The following is a 26654-nucleotide window of genomic DNA, read 5'->3' as shown; positions in this document are numbered from 1 at the left end:
GTCTTGCGCCGGTCATCCATTCGGTCCGAACTCTGCATCACGATTCTCTTCTTCAAATTGTTTAAAGGAACGTGTTGCAGTGACCAGTTGAATCCATCCCCCTCGCGCTCTGGTTACGATTGAGCAAGGCGGAGTATCAGCGGTTATCAGAAACGTTGCACCAAACGCATGATGTGCGGGTGTACAAACGCACGCTTGCCGTTCTGGAATGTGGGCGCGACATACTCTCCCGATTTCCCCTAGAGCGGATTTCATCGTGGTGTACGGAGAATCGGGTCGACTTGGCGTGCAGGACAAGGCGCGCGAAGTGCCGTGTGGCGGGCCACACAAGCGACAAGCAACGCCGTCCTGCGCGTCAAGGCGGACCGAGGCGACAGTACACACGATGAAATCCGCTCTAACTGCACTGAAACGGTCGGTATATCAATCGCGGTGGCAACCAAGCCCGCCATGGGTAACGTGGGTATTTAACGTATTTGTCATAAGTCCTTCATACGCTTGACACATTGGCTGGTGATACTTACGCCGTCATTCACGATGATCGGCTAATACCATGGCTATTGAAATTAAGGGTTTGTCCAAAACGTTCAAGGGCAGCTTCCAGGCGCTCGACCGGGTCAACTTAGACATCGCCGATGGCGAAATGGTCGCCCTGATCGGCGCGTCCGGATCTGGTAAGTCGACGCTGCTGCGCCATATCTCCGGTTTGATGCCAGCGAACGCGACGCAGAGCCATATACGTGTAGGTGGCCGCGTAGTTCAACAGGATGGTGTGATCGCACGGGACGTACGCAATGCACGCGCCGACATTGGTTTCATTTTTCAACAATTCAACCTTGTCGGCCGCCTGCCAGTACTTACCAATGTACTGTCCGGTGGACTGGCCCGTATGCCGCTCTGGCGAAGCTGCTTCCAGCATTTCACCGCAGCAGAGAAAACCCTTGGTCTCGAAGCACTTGCACGAGTCGGCATTGCGGACCACGCATACAAGAAAGCATCTGCATTGTCCGGTGGCCAGCAACAGCGTGCGGCAATCGCACGCACGATCGTGCAGAGAGCAAAAATCATCCTCGCCGATGAGCCGATCGCTTCGCTTGATCCAGAATCTGCACGTCGTGTGATGCAGGCGCTTGCCACCCTCAACCGTGAAGACGGCTCCACCGTGATTGTATCGCTGCACCAAGTAGACATGGCCATGCGGTTTTGCCAGCGCACTGTCGCGTTGCATCGGGGCAGAGTCGTCTATGACGGTCCTTCCGCGGCACTCACGCCTGCCATGCTGCGCGAGCTGTACGGCGCAGAGGCGGAAGACATTTTGAGCCCTGCGCCTGTGTCACAACCGCAACCGCAGACGGCAAGTGCAACGGATATTCACGGGTTGTCTGGATTTTCTGCCGCTGCAGCCTGACCACCCCTTAGCTTACTTTTATCGTTAGGAGTTTACCTATGTATCGCACGCTCATGTCTTCATTCGCCGCTACTGTTCTGTTTTCATTCGCTGCTGCTTCACATGCGCAAGACACTGGAAAAGCGATTAACTTTGGTTTCATTTCCACCGAGTCGGCACAGAACCTGCGGCAGGACTGGCAGCCCGTTCTCGAGGATATGAGCAAGCGACTCGGTGTTAAGGTCAACGCGTTCTTCGCATCCGACTATGCGGGCATTATCGAAGGCATGCGCTTCAACAAGGTACAAGTGGCCTGGGTGGGTAACAAGTCGGCGATGGAAGCCGTCGACCGCTCGAATGCTGAAGTTTTCGCGCAGACCGTCAACGTCGATGGATCGCTCGGCTACCACAGCATGATCAGCGTGCACAAGGACAGCCCTTATCAGACTCTGGACGACGTGCTGAAGAATGCGAAATCGATGAACTTTGGTATGGGTGACCCGAACTCGACTTCGGGCTTCCTGGTACCGAGCTACTACGTCTTCGCCAAGAACAACATTGATCCCAAGACGGCGTTCAAGACAGTGCGTGGTGCCAATCACGAAACCAATATTCTGGGCGTCGCCAACAAGCAGCTAGACGCCGCAGTACATAGCTCGGATACTTATGAGCGTATCGAGGCACGACAGCCAGACATGGCGAAGCAGTTGCGCCAGATATGGAAATCTCCATTGATTGCCGCGGATCCGATCGTCTGGCGCAACGACCTGCCGCAGGAAATGAAGCAGAAGATCAAGGATTTTCTCTTTGCGTATGGAAAAGCCGGTCCGGACGCCGCACGTGAAAAGGCACAGATGCTAAAGCTGAACTTCAGCAGTTTCCAGGAATCGAGCAACGCGCAGCTGCTGCCGATTCGCCAGCTGGAATTGTTTAAGGAAAAAATCAAGATTGAAGCCGACGCCGGCATGAATCCTGACACCAAGAAAGCCAAGCTGGATGACATCGCACGCAAACTGTCCGATATCGCCAAGTCCTGAAACTGCCGATATGTCAACTGCGCCTAACACGCTATCGCCGTTGCGTTCCGAGACGCCGGCCGCCTATCCGACGCCGCCCCGACGAGACCTGGCACGCCAGCTGGTCTGGGGCATCCTGCTTGGCATCCTCGCCCTGTCCTGGCAGGGCGCCGACATGCGGCCGCTTGCATTGTTCAGCGATGCCGCCAACATGGGAACGTATGCGGCGGCATTTTTTCCCCCAGACTTTCACGACTGGCGTGTATACGTCCAGGAGCTGCTGGTGACCTTGCAGATCGCCTTGTGGGGAACGGTGCTTGCCGTGATCTTTGCCGTGCCGTTCGGCCTGCTGAGCTCGTCCAACATCGTCCCCTGGTGGATATGCCAGCCAGTACGACGCATGATGGATGCCGCGCGCGCGATCAATGAAATGGTGTTTGCCATGTTGTTTGTGGTGGCTGTCGGCCTTGGCCCCTTTGCTGGCGTGCTGGCGCTGTTCGTGCATACCACCGGCATTTTGTCCAAGCTGTTTTCCGAGGCTGTCGAAGCGATCGATCCACAGCCGGTCGAGGGTATTCGTGCGACCGGGGCGCATGCGTTAGAAGAGATCGTATTCGGCGTGCTGCCACAGGTGATGCCGCTATGGATTTCTTATGCGCTGTATCGCTTCGAATCGAATGTCCGGTCGGCGACTGTGGTCGGCATGGTTGGTGCCGGCGGCATCGGTGTCATTCTCTGGGAAGTGATTCGAGGTTTTGAATACGCGCAAACCTGCGCTGTGCTGATGTTGATTGTGGCTACCGTCACCCTCATCGACCTGGTTTCGTCCAGACTTCGCAAGACATTTATCTGATCATGACATCACTGACACTCGAATCGATTGTGGACTGGCTGTTGCATCGTGGCGATGGACTGTATGGCGGAGAGGCGGTCACGCAACTCGAACATGCGTTGCAGTGCGCGGCCTTGGCAAGCGAGAATAAGGCCGACAATAAATTGGTTATCGCCGCATTGCTGCATGACATCTTCCATCTCGCGCCCGATACCAGCGATCGTCATCAACCGCATGAACAATTGGCGGCGCTGATGCTGGCTGATTTGTTCCCGGCCGCGGTGACAGAACCGGTTCGCATGCATGTCGATGCAAAACGTTATCTTTGCGCGATCGATCCTTTGTACTGGGGTTCGCTTTCCGACATGTCGAAACGTAGTCTGGAATGGCAGGGTGGACCGTTCTCCACGGAGCAAGCGGCCAACTTCATCAGCCAGCCGTATGCGGAGAATGCGGTAAGGTTGCGGCGCTGGGACGACGCCGCGAAGGTCGTCGGTAAGGTAACGCCCTCCCTGAATCAATACATTCCTTTGATGCAGCATCTGATCAGGGAGCATGCTGCAATTGCTTGATGCGATCTAAGCTTGATGCCACTTTACGCGGATGGCGACCGGATGTGAAGTGTGAATGCCGGCGGACCAGATAAGGAGACAACGCCGACCCTTTCAGATCCGCTGGCAGTAAAACGGTACATCGCTCCCGGCGTTACCGTGTCAGGATTTCCATTAGCCGCGCTCCGGCGAGCTCCAACGGGCCGCTGTTATCGAGACGGATAAGATTGTCGATATCCGGATGCGAAAACTCAATTGCTCGCTTCATACGATAGAGCAGAGCAGCGCCACTTTCACGACGGCGACCGAGCATGCGTTGCCGTATCGCCTCGGCATCCGCATCGATCCATACCACCTGCGCATCTGGAAAGCGTTTGCAGAGCTCGGGAATGTACTGGCGTGAGCCGTTGACGACGACATCGCGCCCGGCGATCAGGTCAGCTTCGATACCGCGACGAACTCCGTAATGCAAGCCGTTCGCCTGCCAGTTCATTGCAAAGTGACCCCCTGCGGCAAGTCGCCAGTATTCCTCGACACTGAGTGACTCATAGTCTTCACTGTCGTGTGCAGCACGGGTAATGGAGCGGCGCGTGAAGACTACGTGCCCATCATCGGCAATCTTTTCCTTTACCCAGCGAATCAGCGAATCCTTCCCCACGCCGGATGGGCCGACAATGAAAAACAGGCGGCCTGGTTTCGGGAGCATCGTCTCGCCATCCTGTTTTTCAAACGGGAAACGTTTCAAAAAAAGGAATGGCGCATTGGGTACCTCTTCGCGGAAAATGGAAATCGCGTCGATCGCACATGGCACTGTTGACAGGGCCTGATCAAACCACCCCTCAGCGGCCTTGCGGATCGCATAGGCTGCCTCTTCGTCGATATCCCGCAGCGACGTGGTCAGGGTCATGTGAAACCGGTATTCTTCCTCGGTATATGGATAACCCCAGCGCTGGAGAAGGGCATCCTGCCGCTCGCTAAGCCCGGCATGGCGGCGGCGCGAGAGTTCGGATTCGGACAGCGGTGCCCGAAGCGGATCAAAGTAAGCGACAGAACGCATAGCAAGCGCCGCGATGTCATCTCGCAATCCTGATGGCCGCAAGGCAAGAAAGCCATTGATTGGACGTACTTGCAATCCGGATAGCGTTATCGGTGTTTGCGTGGCTGCGAACGCCTTGGCCATCGCATATAAATGCGATTCATCGAATCCATCCTGCAGCCGAAACGGTGCCTTGAGCGTTGCATGGAAGCCGTATCGACATGGATCCCCGGTCAGTCCTTGAAAGACGGGAGCCGGTACCCCGGGGATCGCTGGTTGTTCCAACCGGTGTCCGTTTGCCGCATCGCGGCCCAGCCAACGAGATCCCGCATTCCATAACGCCGAATCCGGGGCAGCGGTGTAATAAATGGCGTATCGAGTCATGCTTTTATCATCACAAATCAGGCTGCAAGTGGCAAGCGGCGCTGGATCAGGCGGGCCGGTTCGGAACAATAGACGACCTGGCCTTCAACGATGGTCGCAACCAGCTTTGCCGCACCGGTCACGGACGCCTCGACGAGAATCAAGTCAGCTCGGCAACCAGGTGCGATTCTGCCGCGATTACGCAACCCCATAGCTTTGGCGGGGTTCTCCGACACCAGTTGCCATGCTTGTGCGAGCGTGCATACCTGTTCCACGAATGCCAGCTTGAATGGCGCATGCAGTAGCGAAGGATAATAATAATCCGAGGCAAGAATATGGCAGGCCTGCGCGCTGATCGATGTTGTTGCCGACATGCCGCCGCAATGGCTGCCACCAAGCAAAACGTTCGGAGCGCCCATGACAACCATGTTCGACAGACCCATCGCCGTTGTCAGCGCTTGTGGCGTGCGCGGGAACTCGCTGATGGCAACTCCCAAGTCCTGGTAGCGCAGACGATCGGCTGCGGTTTCGTCATCGTGCGATAACATTGGAATGCGGTTGCGACGGCACTCCGCTGCAAGCGCTTCAATGACGTCGGCGACTTCTCCTGCACGCGATTGTGCCGCTTCCAGGCGGGCTCTGAATTCCGCCGTGCTGCAACGTGCTCGTTCAGCATAGATTGCCAGTTTTTCAGGTGTTTGCATCTTGCGTGCAATGGATGGCAAATGATCGTTAAAGGCAAGCAGGCTGACCCAGCCTTGACTAATCCAATCCAGCGCATCACGCAATCCATCCACATGATGATTTTCAAAACGCAGGTGAATTCGGTGATCGGCCTGGAAATGGTTGGCACTGTCGCTGACCTGGCGCAGCATGGCCAGTGCGGCATCACGTCCGCGCAGGCCGCCTTCCCATGAGAAAGTCAATCCGTGGCATGCGGTAGTAATACCGTTGACGATAAGCTGCCGATCGGTTTCAGCCATTGCGATGTCGTGGCTGAACACCGTTTCGGGACGCGGCTGGATTTGCCGTTCGAAAGCATCACCGTGGATATCGACGATACCGGGCAATACCAGAAGACCTGTTGCATCCAGCGATGTGGCGTGGGCAAGCGTCGTGTCGTTATTGCTATGGCCATGGTCACAGCCTACTTCAGCAACCAAGCCATCTGTGACAAGAACGTCAGTAGCTTTCCATTGAACGCTGTCATCCTGATTACACAATACATTGGCTGCGCCATGGATATGCAAGGCTTGCATGAGGATACCTGCTGAAAGTTAGGATGCCTCATCGTAGCAAGCGATTGTTACCTGCTTTTGACATTGCAAGGCAAGAATTCGCGCCGCATGTTGACGCGCGATCCGAACATGTCATCAGGATTTCATCTTGATGTGTTCCAATCCTTTGCATGAAAACTCTCGACGCTACTTCCGACCGCGCCAGATGGATGTCATTGCTGGCGAAGGCGCCGCGTAACACGCTAATGGACGCGGCAACACAGTATGGTCCTCTCCCCGAGTTCCTGTGGATGCGCAAACCGGAGACCGGTTTGGCGATGGTCAGGGCCCGGGCCGGAGGAACGGGCATGCAGTTCAATCAGGGCGAGATGACAATCACACGTTGTGCGGTGCGGCTTGTGTCCGGTGAAACGGGCATCGCCTATATTGCCGGACGTGACAAGCGTCATGCCGAACTGGCCGCCATATTTGATGCCTTGATGCAATCGAATGCGCGCAACAATGTGCGTTCGCTCGTACTGGATAAGGTGGAGCGCAAGATCGCCGAGCAGCGGCAGGCGGCGCGTGCACGAGCTCAGGCGACCAAGGTGGAATTCATGACCATGGTCAGAGGAGAAGACTAATGAACGCGGAACTGAACGACGCTCTCGTACCGGCGTGGGAAGACAGCGTATCTGCGTCACAGGCAACGTTTCGCACCCTGCTCGATGCCATGGCATCTCCCGGGAGGATATGTCGGCTTCCCATGACAAGCAACACACCGGCCCCATTCAATGCAGCGACCACGGCCTTATGCCTGTCGCTTGCCGATCTCGATACGCCGGTGTGGCTCGATGCCCATGTGCGGTCCAACGCGGTTTCTTCCTTCTTGCGGTTTCATTGCGGATGCGCGCTCACCGATGATCCGGCGCAGGCAGTTTTCGCCGTGCTCAGCAGTACCGAAAACATTGATTTCGCATGCTTTGCCCAAGGCAGCATGGAATATCCCGATCGGTCGACAACGCTATTTGTTCAAGCATCCGGTCTGCGTGAGGGTGCAAGGTACACGCTCAGCGGGCCCGGTATCCGAGATACGGCGGAATTACGCGTTACCGGATTATCCGAGCACTTCTCGCAGGCATGGCGGCGTAACAACGCCGGCTTTCCACTGGGTGTCGATCTGGTCTTCTGCTGCGGCGACGAACTGGTCGCATTACCTCGCACCACACAAATCCTGGAGTAACCAACATGTATGTAGCTGTCAAGGGCGGTGAAAAGGCGATCGAAGCGTCGTACGAGGCGCTGGCGCGCAGGCGCCGTGGCGATCCCGCCGTGCCCGAACTGAGCATCGCCCAGATTCGTGAACAGATGGGGCTCGCCGTGGCCCGTGTGATGAGCGAAGGCTCACTTTACGATCCTGACCTTGCCGCGCTGGCGATCAAGCAGGCGAGCGGCGATCTGACCGAAGCGATCTTTTTGCTGCGGGCTTATCGCACCACGCTGCCACGCATTATTTCCACCGTGCCGATCGATACCTCGCGCATGCTGGTCGAGCGCCGGATCTCCGCGACTTTCAAGGATGTTCCGGGTGGACAGATTCTGGGCCCGACGTACGACTACACACAACGCCTGCTCGATTTTTCGCTGGCCGCCGATACTGCATTTGAGCAAGCGGACACTACGTCAGTTCAGGATGGAAGTTCGGAGGTCATGGACACTGTGGACACAACGGAAGACCCGAGCGACATGCCGAGGGTACTCGATTTCCTGAATGCGGAAGGCCTGATCGAACACGAGTTTCCGGCAACGGACGATCCTGCGCCTGCCGATCTGACGCGCGATCCCTTGCGTTTTCCTGCAGCACGCGATACGCGGCTGCAAAATCTGGCACGCGGCGATGAAGGCTTTCTGCTGGCATTGGGTTATTCCACACAGCGCGGTTATGCGAACAACCATCCGTTCGCCGGTGAAATCCGTTTTGGCAGTGTACCGATTGAAGTCGTTCCAGAAGAACTCGGCTTCCCCATCGATATTGGCGACATTGAAGTGACCGAATGCCAGATGGTGAATCAGTTTTCCGGCTCACATGAGGAAGGCGCGAAATTTACGCGTGGCTATGGTCTGAGCTTCGGCCATGGAGAACGGAAGTCCATCGCCATGGCGCTGGTCGATCGTGCATTGCGGGCAGAGGACCTCGGCGAACAGGTCAACTCTCCGGCGCAAATGCCAGAGTTCGTGTTGTACCACTCGGACAATGTGGAAGCTTCCGGCTTTGTGCAGCATCTCAAGCTGCCGCATTACGTGGATTTCCAGTCGGAGCTTAACCTGATCCGCGCATTGAACCTTGAAGCCAGCCGCGCCAAACAGGCTCCCGCCGAAGAAGATGGCAACACAAAGCGTCCCCAGCAGAAAGCAGCATGATGCAGACAACGGTAGAGCACACAACAGGGCACAGCAGCTCGCAAGCCGATCCGGGCTACAACTTTGCGTATCTCGATGAGCAGACCAAGCGCATGATACGGCGCGCCATCCTGAAGGCGGTCGCGATTCCGGGTTATCAGGTGCCTTTCGGCGGGCGCGAAATGCCGTTACCTTATGGTTGGGGTACCGGTGGCATCCAGGTAACGGCAGCGGTGATCGGGCACGAAGATGTACTCAAGGTGATCGACCAGGGCTCCGACGACACGACCAATGCCGTCAACATCCGCCGCTTTTTCCGTCGGACTACCGGCGTAGCGACTACTGAAAAAACGCCTGAAGCGACGCTCATCCAGACCCGCCACCGCATTCCCGAGACGCCGCTGCGCGAAGGCCAGACCATCGTGTACCAGGTGCCCATTCCGGAGCCGCTGCGCTGGCTGGAGTCCAGCGAAGCGCAGACACGCAAGCTGCACGCAATGGCAGATTACGGGCTGATGAGTGTCAAGCTCTATGAAGACATCGCCCGCATGGGCAAGATCGTTACCGCCTATGACTATCCGGTGATCGTTAACGGACGTTACCTGATGCGTCCGTCGCCCATTCCAAAATTCGACAACCCCAAGATGCATTGCAATCCAGCGCTGCAACTGTTCGGTGCTGGTCGGGAAAAGCGGATTTATGCAGTACCGCCCTATACCTCAGTCAAAAGCCTCGACTTCGACGATCACCCGTTTCAGATCGAGCGCTGGGACCAGTGCTGCAGCCTGTGCGGCAGCAAGGAATCGTTTCTCGACGAAATCATCGTCGATGACAAGGGCGGCCGGCAATATGTGTGCAGCGACACCGATTTTTGCCAGGACAACCGGGATCAAGACCATCAACAGGAGCAGCCACAATGAATGCCGAGCAGACCCCTTTTCCTTTGCTGCAGGCGCAACAGGTTACAAGGCGCTTCGGTGCAAGAATAGCCTGCGATAAGGTGAGCCTGTCCTTGTATCCGGGTGAAGTGCTCGGTATCGTGGGTGAGTCGGGTTCCGGCAAGACCACCCTGCTGAACTGCCTTGCAGGTCATCGTGCGCCCGATGAAGGGCAAGTGCTGTTTTCCACGCGCCACGAGGGCGTGGTCGACTTGTACCAGATCAGCGAAGCAAGGCGGCGCCTGCTGTCGCGTACCGACTGGGGCTTTGTGCACCAGAGCGCCCGTGACGGCTTGCGTGCGGACGTATCGGCGGGCGCCAACGTCGGCGAGCGCCTGATGGCTGTAGGTGCCCGGCATTACGGCGACATTCGCAATGAAGCGACGATTTGGCTACAGCGTGTGGAAATCAATCCGGCGCGCATTGATGACCTGCCACGCGATTTTTCCGGTGGCATGCAGCAGCGTCTGCAAATCGCCCGCAACCTGGTTACGCGACCTCGTCTGATCTTCATGGATGAACCTACTGCCAGTCTCGATGTATCGGTGCAGGCCCGTCTGTTGGACTTGCTGCGTCAACTCGTCACGCAACTGCAGCTTGCCGCCGTTATCGTGACGCACGATCTCGCCGTTGCAAGGCTGCTCGCACATCGCCTGATGGTGATGCGCGAAGGGCAGGTTGTCGAAGAAGGCCTGACCGATCAGGTGCTGGACGATCCGCAGCATCCCTATACCCAGTTACTGGTTTCTTCCATTGTTCATGCTTAAGGACCACGCGATGTCGAATCAACTTGAAGCCCGTGGCCTCAGCAAGCATTTCACCCTGCACTTGCAGGATGGTTTGCACTTGCCCATTTTGTCCGACATTGCCCTTGATGTGGCGGCAGGCGAGTGTGTCGTTTTGCATGCCCCGTCGGGCGCGGGGAAAAGTACATTGCTGCGTTGCCTGTATGCTAATTACAAGGCGAGTGGCGGCAGTATCCGAATACGACATGCCGAAGAGTGGATAGACTTGGCTACCGCAACGCCGCGACAGGTGCATGCGGTGCGTCGCACGACACTCGGCTTCGTGACGCAATTCCTGCACGTCATTCCGCGAGTCGCGACGCTCGACCTCGTGGCCGAACCGTTGCTGTCGCGCGGGATCGATGAGCACGAGGCGTTGGACCGGGCCAGGGCCATGCTGACCCGGCTGCGCATACCGCCGCGGCTCTGGCAGATCCCGCCTGCGACGTTTTCCGGCGGCGAGCAGCAGCGCGTCAATATTGCAAGAACCATGATCTGCGATTATCCGGTGCTGCTGCTCGACGAGCCGACCGCCTCGCTGGATGAAGCCAATCGCGATACCGTCGTTGACATGATCAATGTGGCGCGCGAGCGCGGTGCGGCGATCGTGGGCATCTTTCATGATGAGCATGTACGCCATGCGCTTGCTACGCGTCTGTTTTCCATTCAACCGGCCCAGCCGGCCACTCTTGCCTGCATATCATGATAATTATTGCCAATGCACGTGTCGTTACCCGTGACGACGTGTTTACCGGCTCGCTCTCGGTTGATGGCGAACATATTGCCGAAATCTGGCCGGGACCCACGGCAGCCTTGGGCGCCGAGGACTGGGAGGGCGATTACCTGCTTCCCGGTCTGGTGGAGTTGCATACCGACAACCTGGAAAAGCACCTGATGCCCCGCCCCAAGGTAAGCTGGCCGGTGTTGCCAGCGATCCTCGCACATGATGCACAAGTGGCGACTGCCGGCATCACCACCGTGCTTGATGCATTGTCAGTCGGCGACATCGATACCGATTCCGTGCGAATACAGATGCTGGAGGCCTGCAGCGAAGGTTTGCGCACTGCTGCGCAGGCCGGTGTACTGCGTGCCGACCACCTGCTGCATATCCGACTTGAGCTTGCGGAAGAAAACCTGGTGGAGATGTTTGCGCCCTTCCTTGACGATGAGCGCCTTCGTCTGGTCTCGCTGATGGACCATACGCCAGGGCAGAGGCAATGGACGGATATTGGCCATTACCGGACTTATGTGACCGGCAAGCGCGGATGGAGTGAAGAAAAAGTCGAGTCCATGCTGGATCGCTTGCTGGAGCGGCAGGAGCGCTATGTCAACGCCAATCGCGCCGCTGTCGTTGCACAATGCACGCGCCGTGCGTTGCCGGTCCCGCTGGCGACCCACGACGACACGACGACCGACCATGTTGCCGAAGGCGTGGCGGAGGGTGTGTCGATTTCAGAGTTTCCGACGACACTGGCAGCTGCTCGTGCCGCACGGGCTCACGGACTTGGCATCATCATGGGGGCGCCGAACGTGGTGCGGGGTGGTTCACACTCCGGCAACGTGTCCGCCGCCGAACTGGCGCGTCACGATTTGCTGGATGTCCTGTCATCGGATTATGTGCCAGCCAGCCTGTTGCATGCGGCCTTCCTGCTGCAAGCCCAAGGCTTCAGTCTGCCCAAGGCGATTGCAACCGTGTCGCACAACCCTGCGCGCATGATCGGGCTGAGCGACCGGGGCGAAATTGCACCGGGACTGCGAGCCGACCTGGTGCGCGTCCGCATGATGGGTGGTGTGCCGGTCGTACTCGCGGCATGGAAGGCCGGACGAAGGATTGTGTAAAGCAGGCAAGCAGGAGGGCTACCGTTGTTAAGAAGGCGGCACCGGGACCGCCCGCACTAAATCAATAACAACCCGGTATCGATGGCCGGTCTTGACGCCGGCTTGAGCGCCGAAAGCGTCTCGACCGCAGCCTTTGCGTGCAGGAAGCGGGCGCGCATGTCGCGACAGGTCTCTTCCCGCCGTTGCAGTTCCTTGCCATGCAGACCAGGCGCGCCAAGTGCAGTAAGGCTCAATGCATATTCCTGCATCGCACTCCACATTAACGCAGTCATGCCATCCAGCCGTGCCTGACAAAATTGTTCCTTCATGAGCACAGGTTCCGCATGAAACCCGGATGCGTCCGCGGATCGGGTTTCGTCTGCAATCTTTACGTTCATTTTCTAACTCGTCTTCCTCTGCGGAATCCCTGCCGCAATGCGCAATGCGCAATGTGCAACGCGCATGGGGCAGGGCAATTGAGCCAATGAAGGCCATACTGTGCAGCCCTTTCTGCCCCGACCGAATATTGATGGTTCAAGCGGCCTTCTCTGTCAGGTAGCGTTTCGCATAACGGCTATCGAGGTTAGCCAAAGGCAACAGCAAAAGCAGGTCCGCGCAATGGAAGTCAGGATCCCAGGCGGGATCTCCGCAGATCCACGCGCCGCTTCGGAGATAACCTTTCAGCAACGGCGGAATGGCACGACGAGCATCGCTGCTGCATTGCTGCATGGGAAACGGGAGGTGCGGCGTCGCGCGGTATTCGGCCGGGGCGAGATGCTGGCTCGTCGCCAACTGCTGATAGACCGCCGAGGCATTCGCGCCGCCGTCGGCGAGACTGATGCTGGCGCAACCGATCAGATAATCGCATTGATGGCGGCGAAGATAGCTGGCCAGTCCCGCCCACAGCAACATGATCACCGCGCCGCTACGGTAATCCGGATGGATGCAGGCACGGCCGGCCTCGACCATGCGGCCGCGCAGATTTGCAAAGCGCAGCAAGTCAAATTCATTTTCACAATACAGCCGGCCGGTCTCACGTGCTGCTTCAGGCTTCAACAGACGGTAAGTGCCGACGACCTGCAGCGAGCCGGAGTCACGCACGATCAGATGATCGCAATACCGGTCGAATTCATCGCGATCCAGACGCTCCGCATTCATCAGCGAAGACAGCCCACCGGCCTCGATGAAAATCTTGTAACGCAGGCGCTGCACTTCCTCTACTTCTTCAATCGTGCTCGCCATGCTCAGCGTCAGTCTGGGATTATGTTGGTTGGATATGCTAGCGGTGTCCTGCGTGTCGAGTAATTGCATCTGCTATCCTTTCGTGAAAACAACTCCAGCCTAAACACTGATTGCTTCAGTCGTATTACGATTCAATGGCAGTTTCATGACATTGCAACGGCGAGGCGCCTGTCGCTATCACACACAATGCAATCTCAACATATGATCTGTCTGGAGCGAGGAATCAATAGGTCGCTTCATGGCAATGCGCGAAGCCCCTACCATCTCCTGCCATAGCAATATCGCTAGCAATAAGCGCTCATTCTTTGACGAAGTTTTCACAAGGTTTTACGAAACGGACCCGTGCACAAAACGATGCGGATGACCAGCTTGCCCGAAATGGATACTTTTGAACGATTGATCGAAAGCCATTCCTCTTTACTCCAGACGCGCGTCGTGCGAACAGTTCAGTGTGGCGACGTGCGCTATCCGATTTATGCGGCGTCACTCGGCAGTAGCGATCCGCAGGTCCCTGCAGTCGGTTTCTTTGGCGGTGTCCATGGGTTGGAACGCATCGGCACGCAAGTTCTGCTCGCGTTCCTGCAAACACTGCTCGAGCGCGTGCGCTGGGATGCCGTATTGCAAGAACAGCTATCCGCAATACGCTTGGTTTTCATGCCCCTGATAAACCCGATCGGCATGCTGAGAGGGACGCGCTCCAATGCCAGCGGGGTCGACCTGATGCGCAACGCACCAGTGGACTGCGACCAGGCTGTGCCTTTTCTGCTCGGTGGCCAACGCTTCAGTGCGCATCTGCCCTGGTATCGGGGCTCGGCCGTGATGGAAGCGGAAAGTCAGGCCTTGTGCGAACTGGTCGAGCAGGAATTTCTCGGCCGCCCTTTTAGCATCGCGTTGGATTGCCATTCTGGTTTTGGGCTGCGGGACCGCATCTGGTTTCCCTATGCGCACTCCCGCAAACCGGTGCCGCACCTTGCGGAACTGTTCGCATTGCATATGTTATTCAAGCGTGCCTATCCTAATCATGACTACGTATTTGAACCGCAAAGCAGGCAATACCTGACGCACGGCGATCTGTGGGACCATTTGTACCTGAGCGCGACACGATGTGACAACCATCCGGTGTTCCTGCCGCTGACATTGGAGCTCGGTTCATGGCGCTGGATCAAGAAACGCCCGATGCAGCTGTTTTCCAAAGCGGGCATCTTTAACCCGATCGCCAGCCATCGCCTGCAACGGGTACTACGTCGGCATCTGGTATGGCTGGAATTTCTGACGCTTGCAGCACGCGGCTGGCAACAGTGGCTGCCGGCCGGTGCTGCGAGGCTCGACCTCCAAGAACAGGCACTGGCGCATTGGTATGGGGTGGAAAAAACATGAGCGCCTGGATCTTTCTGCGCGGGCTGATGCGGGAAAGCCGGCACTGGGGCGATTTTCCCCAGGTGTTCCAGCATCATCTTCCTGAAGCCAGGGTAATTTTGCAGGATCTTCCCGGAAACGGCAGCCTGAACAAGTTGCAGAGTCCGCTGCACGTCAATGACATGATGGCCTGGTGCCGGCAACACCTGCATGCGCAAGGCCACCGTCCTCCGTATTACGTACTTGGGCTTTCCATGGGGGGCATGGTGGCCGCAGCATGGGCACAGGCCTATCCGGAAGATCTGCGGGGCTGCGTACTCATTAACTCCAGCCTGCGGCCATTCAGCCCTTTCTATTACCGACTGTACTGGCGCAATTATGGCAAGCTGCTGCAACTGTGTATCCAGGGCATGCAGAAGCACGATCTCATGCTGCGCGAACGGTTGGTATGGGAGTTGACCACCAATACCGGATCTGCGATCCCGTCATCCTTACTCGACGCCTGGATGTCATATCAGCACGACCACCCGGTCAGCATGGCAAACGCCTTACGACAGTTATGGGCAGCGAGTCGCTTCCGCGCGCAGGCTTCAGCGCCGAAGGTTCCAGTGCTGGTGCTTGCCAGCGCCGCAGACAGACTGGTGCACCCGAGTTGTTCATTGCGCCTTGCGGACGCATGGCAAGCGCCGTGGCACATCCATCCTGACGCCGGGCACGATTTGCCGCTGCAGGACGGCGCGTGGATTGCACATCAGGTCGCACGCTGGCATGCATGTCACGAAAATTACATCGAGACGTCATTTCGCTGAAGTAATACTTGCGTATTCTCCGGGACATGCTTGAATGCGGCCCATCGGGGAACCACGGCACCACGGCGAGTCTTTCTTCTTGGGTCCATGCAGATCAAACGTCGCTGGTTCTGGGACCAGACGCATAAACGTCGTTCAGAACGTGCTGAAAAAGGCAAGAAGGGCACCGAAGTGATCTTCGTACCCGGCAGTCACGACGAAGCAATATGTCAAGCTCAAGGTCAAGAACGCGGTCAGCTACATTACCTCTTTCGATACCATCATTCTGTATATGCCTGAAGCTTAGGCTACATTTTCAACCAATATAAAATCGCGACGACAATGACTGCGACCACGCACAAGCCCAAACCCGAAAACAACAGCGTCAAGACATCGGAAAGCATAAGTAATACCTTTACAACCAGCGCATAGGATACCAGTCGCGGCAACGGCCTGCACACTGCCTTGACACATGCATTTTGCCTTTAAGGCCTGTCAAACCAACGCATAGGACGGTGTCGATAATGGCTGATGAGCGGCAATGTTAGACTTCTTTAAGGCTTCACTTTATATGTTGGTAACTATCCACTGAGTATCACAGCCTGCTTTAAAAAGGAGAAAGACTGAAGTCTTCCTCCCCACTAGTTACTGAATCGCTTGACTCATTGCACGGTAGATGGCGCGACGTTTGCCAATCTCGTATTGCATTTCCGACGGCGCATCAGGCACACTGAGTTCGCCAAACGCCCGCATGATTTCCCTGTCACGAAAATGACGTTGTATCAACGTTAAAAAAGGCGCCCATCTGTCACGCAGTGGCAGGGCACCGAAGAGCGTGCATACTCCTCAAACTCCCTGCTGAGCTGCGACGCGCTTTAAGTTTCACATAAGGGAATCGCGGTACAGTCGCGGCCTGTTTTTAAAAATTGAGCGGGATGCAGTTTTATTTCTGCCGGCGCTTACCCATCGTGCCTCAAGCACTGTCAATGGAATCACCCAAGAACGCCACCGGCAAGAACGGCGAGTTCAGCGTTGACATCCTTCATACCTGTCAAGGTGCACTGACCTGTACATCGATCTTTATCTCGAACAGCAGGTAGCGGCATAAACGGCTTGGCTGCAGGGATGGCCATGCATATCAGCCGTCAAGCGGCATGGTAAAGATAAGCTTTCATTAAGGTGCCCCCGAGTTGCATTACAGCAGGCATGCGCTTGGGTAGGCTTGCCAAAGGCACGCGACTGCGCCATCGCAATCAGTTTCATCGACGGCTGCACGCTTCGCGCATCCCGTTCGCTACAGGAGATTTCATGCAACTTACTGTTTCTGTTGGATTGATCCTCAGCATCGTGCTTTGGGGCATCCTGTCACCGACTTCACTCTCCGCCGTATTTGATACGGCGCTCGTGTCGATCACAAAGAACTTTGGATGGCTTTATCTTTGGGCGGCCCTGGCACTCGTCATCTTCGCGGTCTACCTGGCATTCAGCCGCTATGGCAACCTCAAGCTGGGAAACGATGAGGACGAGCCAGAATTTTCTCTGGGAGCCTGGTTCGCAATGTTGTTTGCCGCCGGGATGGGGATCGGGCTGGTGTTTTGGGGCGTGGCAGAGCCGATCTCGCATTACAACGCTGCGCCGCCCGGACTCGTATCGGCGACGCCGGAAGCGGCCAATGCCGCAGTCCGCTACAGCTTTTTTCATTGGGGCCTGCACCCTTGGTCCATATATAGCGTCGTCGCGCTGTCCATCGCCTTCTTCCAGTACCGGCGGCAGCGCCCCGCACTGGTCAGCGAGTCCATCGGTACCCTGCCGTGGCGCCCGGTGCGACGTATGGCAGGCCTGTTCGACGGCTTGGCGGTGATCGCAACGGCATTCGGCGTGGCAGCTTCGCTCGGCATGGGTGCTCTGCAGATCAACAGCGGCCTGGAAGTGGTATTCGGGCTCCCGGTCAGCAAGAGCGCGCAGGTGGGCATCATCGTCGTGACCACCGCATTGTTCATCACCTCCGCTGTCACCGGCGTCAGCAAGGGCGTCAAGTGGCTGTCCAACTTCAACATGGTGGTGGCCGCGGTATTGACATTGGCCGTCTTCGTGCTGGGTCCTACCGTTGCCATTATCGATACGTTCACTAATACATTGGGTAGCTATCTCAGTGAATTCGTGCGCATGAGCCTGCGCATGACGCCCTTCCGCGAGAGCAGCTGGGTCAGCGGCTGGACAGTGTTCTACTGGGCATGGTGGGTGTCATGGTCGCCGTTCGTCGGGCTGTTCATTGCTCGCGTTTCACGCGGGCGCACTATCCGCGAATTTATTATCGGGACCGTGCTGGTGCCATCACTGCTTGCGTTTATCTGGTTCTCAGTGTTCGGCGGAACCGCGCTTCACATGGAGATCTGGCAGAACGTACCCATCGCGGCCGCAGTAAAAGAGGACGTATCCACGGCGCTGTTTACCATGTTCGGCGCCATGCCGATGGGATTGGCGATGTCGGTCGTCGCCACGCTGCTGGTGCTGGTGTTCTTCGTCACGTCCGGTGACTCGGCGACCCTGGTATTGGGAATGATGAGCACGCGCGGCGACCCCAATCCTTCAGCGCGGATTAAGATCGTCTGGGGCTCACTGGTCGCAGGCATCGCGATCAGCCTGCTGCTGGCTGGCGGCATCAAGGCGGTGCAGACGGCTACCATCGTCTTCGCCCTGCCGTTCACCCTGGTGATTCTCCTGATGGTGGTGTCGCTGTGGCGAGGGGTCCGCGAAGACTGGCAGCAAGAGCAGCGCAAGGAGCGCGAGCTGCGTCAGCGGCTGCGCCAGCTAATGGCGCAATGAAATAGCGCAGGAAGCATTCGTGAACAATGCACTGTCTGGACGCCGACGGCAGTGGCACGGAAGCAATGCAGGCCACAACAGCGAAAGCGTTTCGCAGGACAGAGTGTTTGATATCATTTAATACAACTTCCCGGCAGAAGCTTTTATATTTGAGATGACCCCTGGCCGGAATGAGTACTTCAACGCCCCTGCAGCCGCATCAGTGGATGCAACATCAGCTCCGGCGCACTGGACTGATTGCACCATAACAACGCATGCTGATCGAATTCAGTCAGAAGGCCTTCGGCTTGGGCACCGCTGATATTGAGCACCAGGTAGGCCTCATCTGAAGCGTCGTTACATCCTTCCCGTTCGGCAGGAAGAGCTGCCAGCTTAAGCCTTTTGATGGCGACAGCAAGCGCAGCATGGCGCGCTTTGTTTTTCGTTGCTGGAAGTTTTTGTCCCGCGGGATTATAGGCCGTTACCACAACCGCAGTTATGGCGTTATGGGTCCTAAGCAGTTGCGTCAGGTCAGAATTACGTACTCCGGCCTGGAGCCTGAGACGGCGTGGTGCGTGAACGGTGAACATTGTCGCGCGGCACACAGCACGCTGCTGGGCAGTCAGCTCTGCGTAGTCAGTGAACGAAATGGTAAGAGCCTTCATGAGCGCCGCTAGGCGGGTTAACGGGGGGAAAACGGAGTGTTAGTTTAATGCTTGTACTGTACAAGCATACAGTATTTTGACATGAATTTCCGTGTGCCGGAAGCGACATCTTTCTCTAAAAGTAGACGGTGGATAAAACGATGCGAGAGAGCCCACACTCTGCTAGGCTCCTACGTCTCGTTTACTTTTACAGGAGTTTGCATGAAGAAATTTTCCATACTGTTCGCCTGCTTCACCATGATGGCCGGCACCGCGGCGGTGGCCGATGAGGCGGTTGAAACACTCGATTCGGGTGTCAAAGTGCAGAAAATCAAGACCGCAAAAGGACCGAGTCCCAAGGCTTCGGATACCGTGAAGGTCCATTACCGGGGAACGCTGCAGAACGGTACCGAGTTTGATAGTTCGTACAAGCGCGGAGAGCCTATCAGCTTTCCTTTGTCGGGGGTCATCCCGTGCTGGACACAGGGCGTTCAGAAATTGAACGTAGGCGAGAAGGCAAAACTATTTTGCCCGGCAAAGACTGCATACGGTGCACGCGGAGCCGGTGGCGTGATTCCGCCAAACGCGGACCTCAACTTTGAAGTTGAACTCCTCGGAATTCAATAAAGTTCTTCGAATTTCGAAGCGATATGGACTACCGCTAAGGCAACGGAATCGAATGCACTGCGACGATGGCGAAACTGGCTTTAGTCACCGTAAGGCCTTTCGTATTGCCCATGGTTCAAGCGCTTGTGGCCGGTGATTGCCCGCCGCTACCGTGCCACAGTGCAGCACGACTACGTTGAATCCGTGCTGATGTGTGCTGCACGAACCGTTGCACATCAGTCCAGCTCATTGGCGACATCGAAAAACTACCTTTAACGCAATTTGAGCAGACCGTGTCTGCTCAAATACATGCGGGCGTTTTCCTGGCCCGACAGGCCAATACTGCAGAATTGCTCTTAGATCGTCTCAGCGATTGCACGTACTTTTCGCATGTCTTCTGCGCTTGGGCGATTGTGATGACTGGCTTTGGCCATTGCGACGGCTTTGTCCAGCGCATCAATGAAGGTTGCCAGGAATGTATAAGAACGGTTAGCGGCGTTGAGTGCGAGAGTTGTCATGGCTTTTTCCTTTAAATGTCTTGTGCTGTTGAAGACAATATAGGCTTCGCCCAACAACATTCCCAATTACAAGTGGTGATGTGAAGTTATTTGATTTGTGAATGGGTGCGAAAAATGCTATAGCGCAATTGCCTGCGGAGGCTGCACATAACAAAATCTTCATCAAGAACAAATGCGGTGAAGGTCATCTTCCGCATGCGAGCAGGTTTATTTGATGAATAACGGATTCTTTTGATACCAAGCCACTAATTTGAAAACCATTGGTCGAATAGTTTCTAAACGGTTTCTATCTAGTCAAACACCTTGTCTAACATGCCTAAGCTACCGAATTCTATTGTCGTTAATTCAACGTTGGCCACATGAAGGCAGAGTTTTGATCGGCAAACGCATTCGTAGGCAATAAGGATGATGACTTCTCCAGAGGAAACAGATGCTGGCGCCGGAAAGCCGGATAACGTTAAGCCAGGCTCCGCTGACAGGATGTTTCTGGCGCCGGAACTATTGGCTGCCCTCATTTTTTTGCTCGGCCTCCTTACCACCATAGGCCTGTGGAGAAATGCGCAAAATGACGCTCGAGGGGCGCTCCAGACAGAATTCGACTTCCAGGTTCGCCAAACATCCCGGCATATCGAAGAGCGCATGGCGACGTACGAACAAGTGCAGCGCGGTGCTCAGGCGTTCTTGCTTGGCTCACCAGATATCCGTCGTGAAGATTTTCGTTTGTACGTTGAATCGTTGCGCCTGCAAGATACTTACCCAGGCATTCAGGGCATCGCGATATCGCAGATCGTGCGCAGCGCCGATAGGCAAGCTCATGAAGAATCCGTGCGAAAAGAAGGATTTCCAAATTACAAAATTTTCCCGGTATCCGAACGTGCTGTTTACTCATCCATTACGCATATTGAACCGTTCTCAGGATTGAATCTGCGCGCCTTGGGGTTTGACATGCTGACCGATCCCATTCGCCGTGAAGCAATGGAGCGTGCCAGGGATACCGGTCAGGCTGCTGCATCGGGAAAGGTAAAACTGATTCAGGAGGATGGCAAAGATGAGCAAGCTGGACTGGTCATGTATTTCCCGGTCTATCGCCGTGGCGCCCCAACGATGACCATTGCGGATAGGCGAGCCAGTCTGTTTGCGTGGATAGGGGCGCCTTTCCGGATGAGGGACTTGATGGCAGGTCTGGGCGGCGAGCGCTCCAGCGACATTATCCTCGCCATCTATGATGGCAACGAAGTTTCAGAGCGTTCAAAACTCTACTATTCGCTTGAAAACGCCTCGGCGCCGACTGTAAGGTATCAGCCGTCCTTTTTTCATACGGAGCGCCGAATACTGGTCGGTGGCCGTCCATGGACGCTTGAAATAAGGTCAAGTCCATCGTTTGAAAAGCGCCTCGGAAGTGCCATGCCGACGATTATTGCACTGGGCGGCGTTCTGACCAGCGTTATGCTCTCTGCGCTGGTGTGGGCGCTCGCTTCAGGGCGTCGGCGTGCCCTCTCGCTGGCAAACATCATGACTCACCATCTAAGTGAAAGCGAGTTTCGCTGGAAGTATGCGCTTGAAGGCGCCGGTGATGGCGTCTGGGACATGAATACAGAAACGGGCGAGATGATGTATTCAAGGCGCTGGAAAGAGATGCTGGGATTTGCAGATACGGACATCGGGAGTCAGATATCTGAGTGGGAGCGGCTCATTCATCCTGACGACAAAGAGCGTGCATTGCGCGTTGTTAAGCAATTCCTTGATGGCAGGGACCAGGGATACTTCAACGAATTCCGGTTGCGTTGTAAGGACGGTAGCTGGAAATGGATATTGGCCCGAGGTACCGCGGTGAGTCGAAAGGCAGACGGTAAGGTGCTTCGTGCAATCGGGACGCATACCGACATCACGCCACGCAAACAGGATGAAGATGCGCTTCGCGAATCGAACAATCGGCTCGCGATCGAGCAACGCCGGATACAGGTGATTCTGGAAAATTCGCACGATGCTTTTGTTGCATGGGATGCTTCAGGTCGTGTCACGGACTGGAATGCGAAGGCTGAAAAGATTTTTGGCTGGACCGCCAGCGAAGCTATTGGCACCGAACTGCCAAAGCTCATCGTTCCACCAAACGCACGCGCGGCACACGGAGCTGAAATATTGCGCATTACCTCATCCGGAGTTGAAAGCGTGATTGGCCAGGTTATCGAAATGGATGCGGTCGATAAGTTTGGAAACCTCATTCCTGTCGAACTGGCAGTCGCCGGAATTCCACAGACTTCCGGCTATGCCGGCAGCGCATTTATCAGGGACATCAGAGAACGGAAGGCGGCGGAGAAAAACGAAGCTGAACGTGCCCGCGCCCTTGAAGAAGCCCGAACAGCACTTCAGCATGCGCAAAAGCTTGAGGCAGTGGGCAAGCTTACCGGTGGCGTTGCACATGACTTCAACAACGTACTTCAGACAGTCGGGGGCAACATTGAGTTGCTCAGACATATTCTGGCCGGCCAGCCCGCAATTGAGAAACGCTTGGATAGTGTTATGGCAGCAGTAGACCGGGGCGCCAAACTTTCATCGCAGCTTCTGGCATTTGCCAGACGTCAGCCACTACAGCCGATCGCGTTAAATCCTTTACGGGTAATACAGGCAATGGATGATCTGTTGCGGCGAGCGTTGGGCGAGACCATCGAACTCGAGACTAGAGCGACCAAAGAACTATGGAATATATTTGCCGACCGCGGGCAGTTAGAGAACGTTGTTCTTAACCTTGCTATAAACGCGCGTGACGCGATGCCGAACGGCGGCAGCTTGCTCATTGAAATGAAGAATGTTCACCACGGACATAAGGGAATATCTCTGTCGACATCTCTTCACTATGGCGAGTATGTGCAAATTGCTGTGACAGACAATGGTACCGGCATGGCGCCCGAAATAGCCGAACAGGCATTTGAGCCCTTCTTTACCACCAAGCCAACCGGTGAAGGCACCGGACTTGGGTTAAGCATGGCCTATGGCTTCGTCACCCAAAGCGGTGGACACATCCGGCTTGATAGTGAAGCAGGTAGAGGGACTACCATCACGATTTATCTGCCAAGGGTGCTACAGCAGGAAGAGCCGGACACGTCGCCAGACCAGGGCCTGATCATTGGAGGTCATGAGACCATCCTCGTGGTGGAAGATGATGCCGAAGTGCGGACGACAGTCGTTGGAATGCTTACGCGCCTCGGATACAAGGTGATGGAGGCCCATGATGGGAACGCCGGTTTGGAAATGTTAAAAAACAACCATAACGTGGATCTGCTATTTACGGATGTTGTTATGCCTGGTCCTGTATCCAGCACGCAATTAGCACAAGAAGCGAGCCGACTTTTGCCGGGGCTCGGAATTCTATTCACGTCAGGCTATACGCGCAATGCCCTAACTACCGGTGGTCGACTGGAAAAAGGTGTGCAGCTACTTAGCAAACCATACAATGAAGAACAGTTAGCCAAGAAAGTACGTCAGGTCCTGGCATCAAGATTCTCCTTATCCGCAGCCTCCACAAAATAGAGATGGCTGATAGAAAGAGAAAGACCTATTAGAGAACGATTAACATGACCTGCAATACCAATATTTTTACTTCGGATCCAAGTCTGAGCTTTCTATTGCGGGAAGGAGAAATGAGGGCGCGCATCAGGGAGTTCGATTGGAGCAAGACGGAGTTGGGCTGTCCGAGCGGTTGGTCGACCAGTCTTAAAATGGCCGTGTCCATCATGCTCGACTGCGCAGTACCGGTCTACATTGCCTTGGGACCGCGTTTCATCCAGCTGTATAACGATGCCTATATCCCTATTCTCGGCGAAGCCAAGCATCCGAAAGCACTCGGTATAACGACCGCCGAAACATGGCATGAGATCCGTGACTTTGTAGAGACGCAGTTCACCGCGGTCATGCGATCCAATCGAGCGGTGTCCATGCAGCACAAGCTATTCCCGATGCTGCGAAAAGGATTTCTGGAAGAATGCTATTTCACGTTTTCGTATAGCCCGCTGGCCGATGAAACCGGGCAAGTCATCGGCGTAATCGTCACGGTCTGGGAAACCACGGAAGAATTCGTCCACAAGCGGCGTGACCATGTCGCGCGGATGCTGGTCGACGATCTGTCAAACGCGGGCGACATGCATAGCGCCTACGCGGCGTTCGAAAAGACGGTGCTTGAATGTGCGGAGGACCTGCCGTTTGGGCTCTGGTATGAAATGAGGCCGGATTGCTCCAGTATGGAACTGGTCGCCGCCGCAGGCATCCAGCGCGGCTCGCCGCTTAGCCCCGAGCTTCTTGATCCGGAAGATGATGGTTTTTACAAAGGCCTGATAGACGTAACGACGCCCGTCAGGCTCACACAGCCCTTGCCAAAAGGCGTACTGCGCTGGGCCAGGGGCAGACTCCCCATGGCCCAGCCGACACAGGTTTGCATCATGCCGTTGTGCGATGTCCAATGTCGCCGTCCTAACGGATACATTGTCCTGGCGTTCAATCCAATGCGGCCAAGTGACGATACGCAGGCGGATTTTCATGAAGCATTGCGATCAAGACTTGAAGACACGGTCCGTCGCGTTAACAGGTTTGACATCGAAAAACGGGAAAGGGAGCATCAACTCCATACAGTCATGGAGGTGTTGCCTTGTATGGTATGGATGTCCGATACGGCAAAGTCATACATCTTCTTCAACCGCGCCTGGCTGGCCTTCAGGGGGCGCTCACTCGCGCAAGAAACCGGCACGGCCTGGATGCAAGGAATACATCCCGACGATATTGAAACAATGGAACGAGCGCAGGCAAATATCGATCAGCGCATCGCGTTTACGACCGAATATCGGCTCGTCGATGCGCAAGGCACTTACCGCTGGGTGCGGGAAGAAGCGACGCCGCGCTACGATATGAATGGCGAATTTCTCGGATATATCGGCACCTGCTTCGACATTTCCGAGCGCAAGCGCAATGAAGAAAATATGGTTGCTTCGCAAAGGGAATTGCGTAGTCTGTATGAACGTCTGCAATCGGCACGCGAGGAAGAGCGACGCGCATTGGCAAGGGAGGTGCATGATCAGCTGGGCCAGATTTTGTCTGCAGCGAAGATCGACATCAAACTGCTGGAGGATGACTTTGCTTCCGAAGCCAGTATCATGTCGCAGCAGGCAGTATTGCAGGAACTGCGGTCTGCCCGCCATACCATCGACAAGTCGATTCAGGTCGTCCGGCGCCTGGCGACAGAACTTCGCCCTCCTGAACTGGAAAGCCAGGGCCTCGCTGCAGCGATCGAGTGGCACACGCGTGACTTCGAACGACGCACGAAAATCCGCTGCAAGCTCGACGCATCGCTGGATGTGCATCAATTGAACGATGCCGGTACGATTGCGTTATTCCGCATATTTCAGGAAGCGATGACCAACGTTCTTCGGCACTCCAATGCATCCCGGGTACACATCATCATCGATTCCCGCGGTAACCGTGCGCGGCTTCATGTGATGGATAATGGGGTCGGTGTTGCGCTGGCCGAGGTGCGCAGCAAGAAGTCGATCGGATTAAAGGGCATGCGCGAACGAGCGACAATCGTGGGAGGGAAGTTGATAGTGGGAGCGCTAAAGAAGAAGCGCGGGACACTGGTCGCCGCGACGGTTCCTCTTGCAGAAAACGGGAACCAATGTTCCGAAGCGGGCACGCTGGATGTTTTGCGCGGAGGGCGAACTTGATACGCGTTGTCATAGCAGATGATCACGAACTTATTCGCGAGGGAATAAGAAAAATCATCCGTCCACAGAAAGACATTCAGATTGTTGCCGATGCTGCCGATCTTGCGCAGACCTTGCGGGTTACCAGCGAATATGCGCCTGATATGGTGATATTGGATATCAGCCTTCCCGAATGCGACGGACTCGAAGGTCTGGAAGAGCTGCGCCGACGGTTTCCACAGACTCCTGTGCTGATTCTGAGCATGTATGCGGAAGAGCGTTTTGCCATTCGAGCCTTGAAGGCCGGAGCTTCCGGCTACATTACCAAAGCCATGGCAGCCGAGGAACTGATCAAGGCGATAAAAAAAATCATGGCCGGCGGGACCTACGTCAGCTCGCGCCTGGCGGAGCTCCTGGCGCTGGATGTGCGACAGCCGGCAAGCGTGGTTCCACATCAGTCTCTCACCGGGCGTGAATTGCAGGTGATGGCGAAGCTGGGCGCCGGCAAGCCGATCAAACAGATTGCCGCGGAACTGGCGATCAGTATCAGTTCTGTCAATACCTATCGCCTACGCATTTTTGACAAGATCGGTCTGACTTCGAATGCGGCGATCATTCGCTATGCCATCGAACACGGAATAGTCGATGAATGCTTCTGAGTTTCC

24 protein-coding genes and 1 pseudogene are annotated in these 26654 nt (G+C 55.8%); 19 read left to right on the top strand and 6 right to left on the bottom strand.

All coding sequences use genetic code 11. The features are described from left to right. Window positions 1-553: 553 nt before the first annotated feature. Genes phnC through ASE07_RS04415 form a run of 4 tightly spaced genes read left to right on the top strand, consistent with a single transcriptional unit; the run spans window position 554 to window position 3807 of the window. Window positions 554-1408 carry a phosphonate ABC transporter ATP-binding protein gene (phnC, locus tag ASE07_RS04430; protein WP_057289593.1) on the top strand — a complete coding sequence of 285 codons (855 nt, stop codon included), beginning with the start codon at window positions 554-556 and terminating at the stop codon, window positions 1406-1408. Between the two features lie 38 nt (window positions 1409-1446). Continuing rightward, the gene (gene phnD / locus ASE07_RS04425; protein WP_057289592.1) at window positions 1447-2424 is read left to right on the top strand and encodes a phosphonate ABC transporter substrate-binding protein; all 978 of its coding nucleotides are present in this window, start codon (window positions 1447-1449) and stop codon (window positions 2422-2424) included. A 10-nt stretch (window positions 2425-2434) separates the two neighbouring features. Next, window positions 2435-3256, top strand: a complete 822-nt coding sequence (gene phnE, locus ASE07_RS04420; protein WP_057289591.1) for a phosphonate ABC transporter, permease protein PhnE — start codon at window positions 2435-2437, stop codon at window positions 3254-3256. Window positions 3257-3258: 2 nt separating this feature from the next. Then, window positions 3259-3807, top strand: a complete 549-nt coding sequence (locus ASE07_RS04415; RefSeq protein WP_057289590.1) for an HD domain-containing protein — start codon at window positions 3259-3261, stop codon at window positions 3805-3807. Window positions 3808-3940: 133 nt separating this feature from the next. On the opposite strand, the gene phnN is transcribed toward ASE07_RS04415, so the two are convergent. Together phnN and ASE07_RS04405 are read right to left on the bottom strand one after the other, a co-directional pair. Continuing rightward, window positions 3941-5206, bottom strand: coding sequence for a phosphonate metabolism protein/1,5-bisphosphokinase (PRPP-forming) PhnN (gene phnN, locus ASE07_RS04410; RefSeq protein WP_057289589.1), 1266 nt, complete (start codon window positions 5204-5206; stop codon window positions 3941-3943). A 17-nt stretch (window positions 5207-5223) separates the two neighbouring features. Further along, on the bottom strand, window positions 5224-6444 hold the full coding sequence (locus ASE07_RS04405; protein ID WP_057289588.1) for an alpha-D-ribose 1-methylphosphonate 5-triphosphate diphosphatase: 1221 nt from the start codon (window positions 6442-6444) through the stop codon (window positions 5224-5226). A 149-nt stretch (window positions 6445-6593) separates the two neighbouring features. Here ASE07_RS04405 and phnG point away from each other — a divergent pair, with 149 nt between their 5' ends. From phnG to ASE07_RS04370, 7 genes are read left to right on the top strand one after another with little or no spacing between them, the layout of a single operon-like run. Next, window positions 6594-7046 (top strand): phosphonate C-P lyase system protein PhnG, encoded by a 453-nt coding sequence (gene phnG / locus ASE07_RS04400; protein ID WP_057289587.1) that lies wholly within the window; start codon window positions 6594-6596, stop codon window positions 7044-7046. Beyond that, the gene (gene phnH, locus ASE07_RS04395; RefSeq protein ID WP_057289586.1) at window positions 7046-7645 is read left to right on the top strand and encodes a phosphonate C-P lyase system protein PhnH; all 600 of its coding nucleotides are present in this window, start codon (window positions 7046-7048) and stop codon (window positions 7643-7645) included. The genes phnG and phnH overlap by 1 nt, the downstream gene beginning before the upstream one ends. Window positions 7646-7650: 5 nt before the next feature. Then, the gene (locus tag ASE07_RS04390; protein ID WP_057289585.1) at window positions 7651-8823 is read left to right on the top strand and encodes a carbon-phosphorus lyase complex subunit PhnI; all 1173 of its coding nucleotides are present in this window, start codon (window positions 7651-7653) and stop codon (window positions 8821-8823) included. Beyond that, the gene (locus tag ASE07_RS04385; RefSeq protein ID WP_156396373.1) at window positions 8820-9722 is read left to right on the top strand and encodes an alpha-D-ribose 1-methylphosphonate 5-phosphate C-P-lyase PhnJ; all 903 of its coding nucleotides are present in this window, start codon (window positions 8820-8822) and stop codon (window positions 9720-9722) included. The genes ASE07_RS04390 and ASE07_RS04385 overlap by 4 nt, the downstream gene beginning before the upstream one ends. Further along, on the top strand, window positions 9719-10507 hold the full coding sequence (phnK, locus tag ASE07_RS04380; protein WP_057289584.1) for a phosphonate C-P lyase system protein PhnK: 789 nt from the start codon (window positions 9719-9721) through the stop codon (window positions 10505-10507). Before ASE07_RS04385 ends, phnK begins: the two co-directional genes overlap by 4 nt. Window positions 10508-10517: 10 nt before the next feature. Then, a complete protein-coding gene (gene phnL / locus ASE07_RS04375) occupies window positions 10518-11231 on the top strand; it encodes a phosphonate C-P lyase system protein PhnL (protein WP_057289607.1) in 714 nt (237 codons plus the stop codon). Beyond that, window positions 11231-12364 carry an alpha-D-ribose 1-methylphosphonate 5-triphosphate diphosphatase gene (locus tag ASE07_RS04370; protein WP_057289606.1) on the top strand — a complete coding sequence of 378 codons (1134 nt, stop codon included), beginning with the start codon at window positions 11231-11233 and terminating at the stop codon, window positions 12362-12364. The genes phnL and ASE07_RS04370 overlap by 1 nt, the downstream gene beginning before the upstream one ends. Window positions 12365-12420: 56 nt before the next feature. Here the strand turns inward: ASE07_RS04370 and ASE07_RS04365 are convergent, their stop codons facing one another. Together ASE07_RS04365 and ASE07_RS04360 are read right to left on the bottom strand one after the other, a co-directional pair. Continuing rightward, window positions 12421-12741: a hypothetical protein gene (locus ASE07_RS04365; protein ID WP_057289583.1), complete on the bottom strand. Its 321-nt coding sequence runs from the start codon at window positions 12739-12741 to the stop codon at window positions 12421-12423. A gap of 136 nt (window positions 12742-12877) precedes the next feature. Next, complete coding sequence (locus ASE07_RS04360; protein WP_057289582.1) at window positions 12878-13654, bottom strand: GNAT family N-acetyltransferase; 777 nt, start codon at window positions 13652-13654, stop codon at window positions 12878-12880. Between the two features lie 309 nt (window positions 13655-13963). On the opposite strand from ASE07_RS04360, the gene ASE07_RS04355 reads away from it, so the two are divergent. From ASE07_RS04355 to ASE07_RS04340, 4 genes and pseudogenes are all read left to right on the top strand, one after another. Continuing rightward, window positions 13964-14962 (top strand): M14 family zinc carboxypeptidase, encoded by a 999-nt coding sequence (locus ASE07_RS04355; RefSeq protein ID WP_442946050.1) that lies wholly within the window; start codon window positions 13964-13966, stop codon window positions 14960-14962. After that, on the top strand, window positions 14959-15750 hold the full coding sequence (locus tag ASE07_RS04350) for an alpha/beta fold hydrolase (protein ID WP_057289580.1): 792 nt from the start codon (window positions 14959-14961) through the stop codon (window positions 15748-15750). Before ASE07_RS04355 ends, ASE07_RS04350 begins: the two co-directional genes overlap by 4 nt. Before the next feature lie 90 nt (window positions 15751-15840). Then, window positions 15841-15963 (top strand): annotated as a pseudogene (locus ASE07_RS30620) (UDP-2,3-diacylglucosamine diphosphatase); the annotation flags it as partial. Window positions 15964-17037: 1074 nt separating this feature from the next. Continuing rightward, entirely contained in the window at window positions 17038-18555 is a 1518-nt protein-coding gene (locus ASE07_RS04340) for a BCCT family transporter (RefSeq protein WP_057289578.1), read from the top strand. Between the two features lie 179 nt (window positions 18556-18734). Here ASE07_RS04340 and ASE07_RS04335 read toward each other — a convergent pair whose 3' ends face one another. Further along, entirely contained in the window at window positions 18735-19199 is a 465-nt protein-coding gene (locus ASE07_RS04335) for a DUF3293 domain-containing protein (protein WP_057289577.1), read from the bottom strand. Between the two features lie 201 nt (window positions 19200-19400). Here ASE07_RS04335 and ASE07_RS04330 point away from each other — a divergent pair, with 201 nt between their 5' ends. After that, entirely contained in the window at window positions 19401-19805 is a 405-nt protein-coding gene (locus ASE07_RS04330) for an FKBP-type peptidyl-prolyl cis-trans isomerase (protein ID WP_057289576.1), read from the top strand. 335 nt (window positions 19806-20140) lie between these two features. On the opposite strand, the gene ASE07_RS04325 is transcribed toward ASE07_RS04330, so the two are convergent. Continuing rightward, window positions 20141-20302 carry a hypothetical protein gene (locus ASE07_RS04325; RefSeq protein WP_156396369.1) on the bottom strand — a complete coding sequence of 54 codons (162 nt, stop codon included), beginning with the start codon at window positions 20300-20302 and terminating at the stop codon, window positions 20141-20143. 405 nt (window positions 20303-20707) lie between these two features. On the opposite strand from ASE07_RS04325, the gene ASE07_RS04320 reads away from it, so the two are divergent. The 3 genes from ASE07_RS04320 to ASE07_RS04310 are packed head-to-tail and all read left to right on the top strand — an operon-like array spanning window position 20708 to window position 26648. Continuing rightward, entirely contained in the window at window positions 20708-23830 is a 3123-nt protein-coding gene (locus ASE07_RS04320; RefSeq protein WP_057289574.1) for a CHASE domain-containing protein, read from the top strand. A gap of 44 nt (window positions 23831-23874) precedes the next feature. Beyond that, window positions 23875-26010 (top strand): sensor histidine kinase, encoded by a 2136-nt coding sequence (locus ASE07_RS04315; RefSeq protein ID WP_082583950.1) that lies wholly within the window; start codon window positions 23875-23877, stop codon window positions 26008-26010. Next, on the top strand, window positions 26007-26648 hold the full coding sequence (locus tag ASE07_RS04310) for a response regulator (protein WP_057289572.1): 642 nt from the start codon (window positions 26007-26009) through the stop codon (window positions 26646-26648). The genes ASE07_RS04315 and ASE07_RS04310 overlap by 4 nt, the downstream gene beginning before the upstream one ends. Window positions 26649-26654 lie beyond the last annotated feature (6 nt).

Source organism: Noviherbaspirillum sp. Root189 (assembly GCF_001428545.1).
Classification (GTDB): Bacteria; Pseudomonadota; Gammaproteobacteria; order Burkholderiales; family Burkholderiaceae_D; genus Noviherbaspirillum.
The sequence above is the reverse complement of the archived record's forward strand: the minus strand, read 5'-3'. Positions and strand labels throughout refer to the sequence as shown.

Bases quoted from the DNA above. Each gene is read 5' to 3' on its own strand.
- phnC (WP_057289593.1), top strand. From the start codon at position 554: ATGGCTATTGAAATTAAGGGTTTGTCCAAAACGTTCAAGGGCAGCTTC.
- phnD (WP_057289592.1), top strand. From the start codon at position 1,447: ATGTATCGCACGCTCATGTCTTCATTCGCCGCTACTGTTCTGTTTTCA.
- phnE (WP_057289591.1), top strand. From the start codon at position 2,435: ATGTCAACTGCGCCTAACACGCTATCGCCGTTGCGTTCCGAGACGCCG.
- ASE07_RS04415 (WP_057289590.1), top strand. From the start codon at position 3,259: ATGACATCACTGACACTCGAATCGATTGTGGACTGGCTGTTGCATCGT.
- phnN (WP_057289589.1), bottom strand. From the start codon at position 5,206: ATGACTCGATACGCCATTTATTACACCGCTGCCCCGGATTCGGCGTTA.
- ASE07_RS04405 (WP_057289588.1), bottom strand. From the start codon at position 6,444: ATGCAAGCCTTGCATATCCATGGCGCAGCCAATGTATTGTGTAATCAG.
- phnG (WP_057289587.1), top strand. From the start codon at position 6,594: ATGAAAACTCTCGACGCTACTTCCGACCGCGCCAGATGGATGTCATTG.
- phnH (WP_057289586.1), top strand. From the start codon at position 7,046: ATGAACGCGGAACTGAACGACGCTCTCGTACCGGCGTGGGAAGACAGC.
- ASE07_RS04390 (WP_057289585.1), top strand. From the start codon at position 7,651: ATGTATGTAGCTGTCAAGGGCGGTGAAAAGGCGATCGAAGCGTCGTAC.
- ASE07_RS04385 (WP_156396373.1), top strand. From the start codon at position 8,820: ATGATGCAGACAACGGTAGAGCACACAACAGGGCACAGCAGCTCGCAA.
- phnK (WP_057289584.1), top strand. From the start codon at position 9,719: ATGAATGCCGAGCAGACCCCTTTTCCTTTGCTGCAGGCGCAACAGGTT.
- phnL (WP_057289607.1), top strand. From the start codon at position 10,518: ATGTCGAATCAACTTGAAGCCCGTGGCCTCAGCAAGCATTTCACCCTG.
- ASE07_RS04365 (WP_057289583.1), bottom strand. From the start codon at position 12,741: ATGAACGTAAAGATTGCAGACGAAACCCGATCCGCGGACGCATCCGGG.
- ASE07_RS04360 (WP_057289582.1), bottom strand. From the start codon at position 13,654: ATGCAATTACTCGACACGCAGGACACCGCTAGCATATCCAACCAACAT.
- ASE07_RS04355 (WP_442946050.1), top strand. From the start codon at position 13,964: ATGGATACTTTTGAACGATTGATCGAAAGCCATTCCTCTTTACTCCAG.
- ASE07_RS04350 (WP_057289580.1), top strand. From the start codon at position 14,959: ATGAGCGCCTGGATCTTTCTGCGCGGGCTGATGCGGGAAAGCCGGCAC.
- ASE07_RS04340 (WP_057289578.1), top strand. From the start codon at position 17,038: ATGCAACTTACTGTTTCTGTTGGATTGATCCTCAGCATCGTGCTTTGG.
- ASE07_RS04335 (WP_057289577.1), bottom strand. From the start codon at position 19,199: ATGAAGGCTCTTACCATTTCGTTCACTGACTACGCAGAGCTGACTGCC.
- ASE07_RS04330 (WP_057289576.1), top strand. From the start codon at position 19,401: ATGAAGAAATTTTCCATACTGTTCGCCTGCTTCACCATGATGGCCGGC.
- ASE07_RS04325 (WP_156396369.1), bottom strand. From the start codon at position 20,302: ATGACAACTCTCGCACTCAACGCCGCTAACCGTTCTTATACATTCCTG.
- ASE07_RS04320 (WP_057289574.1), top strand. From the start codon at position 20,708: ATGATGACTTCTCCAGAGGAAACAGATGCTGGCGCCGGAAAGCCGGAT.
- ASE07_RS04315 (WP_082583950.1), top strand. From the start codon at position 23,875: ATGACCTGCAATACCAATATTTTTACTTCGGATCCAAGTCTGAGCTTT.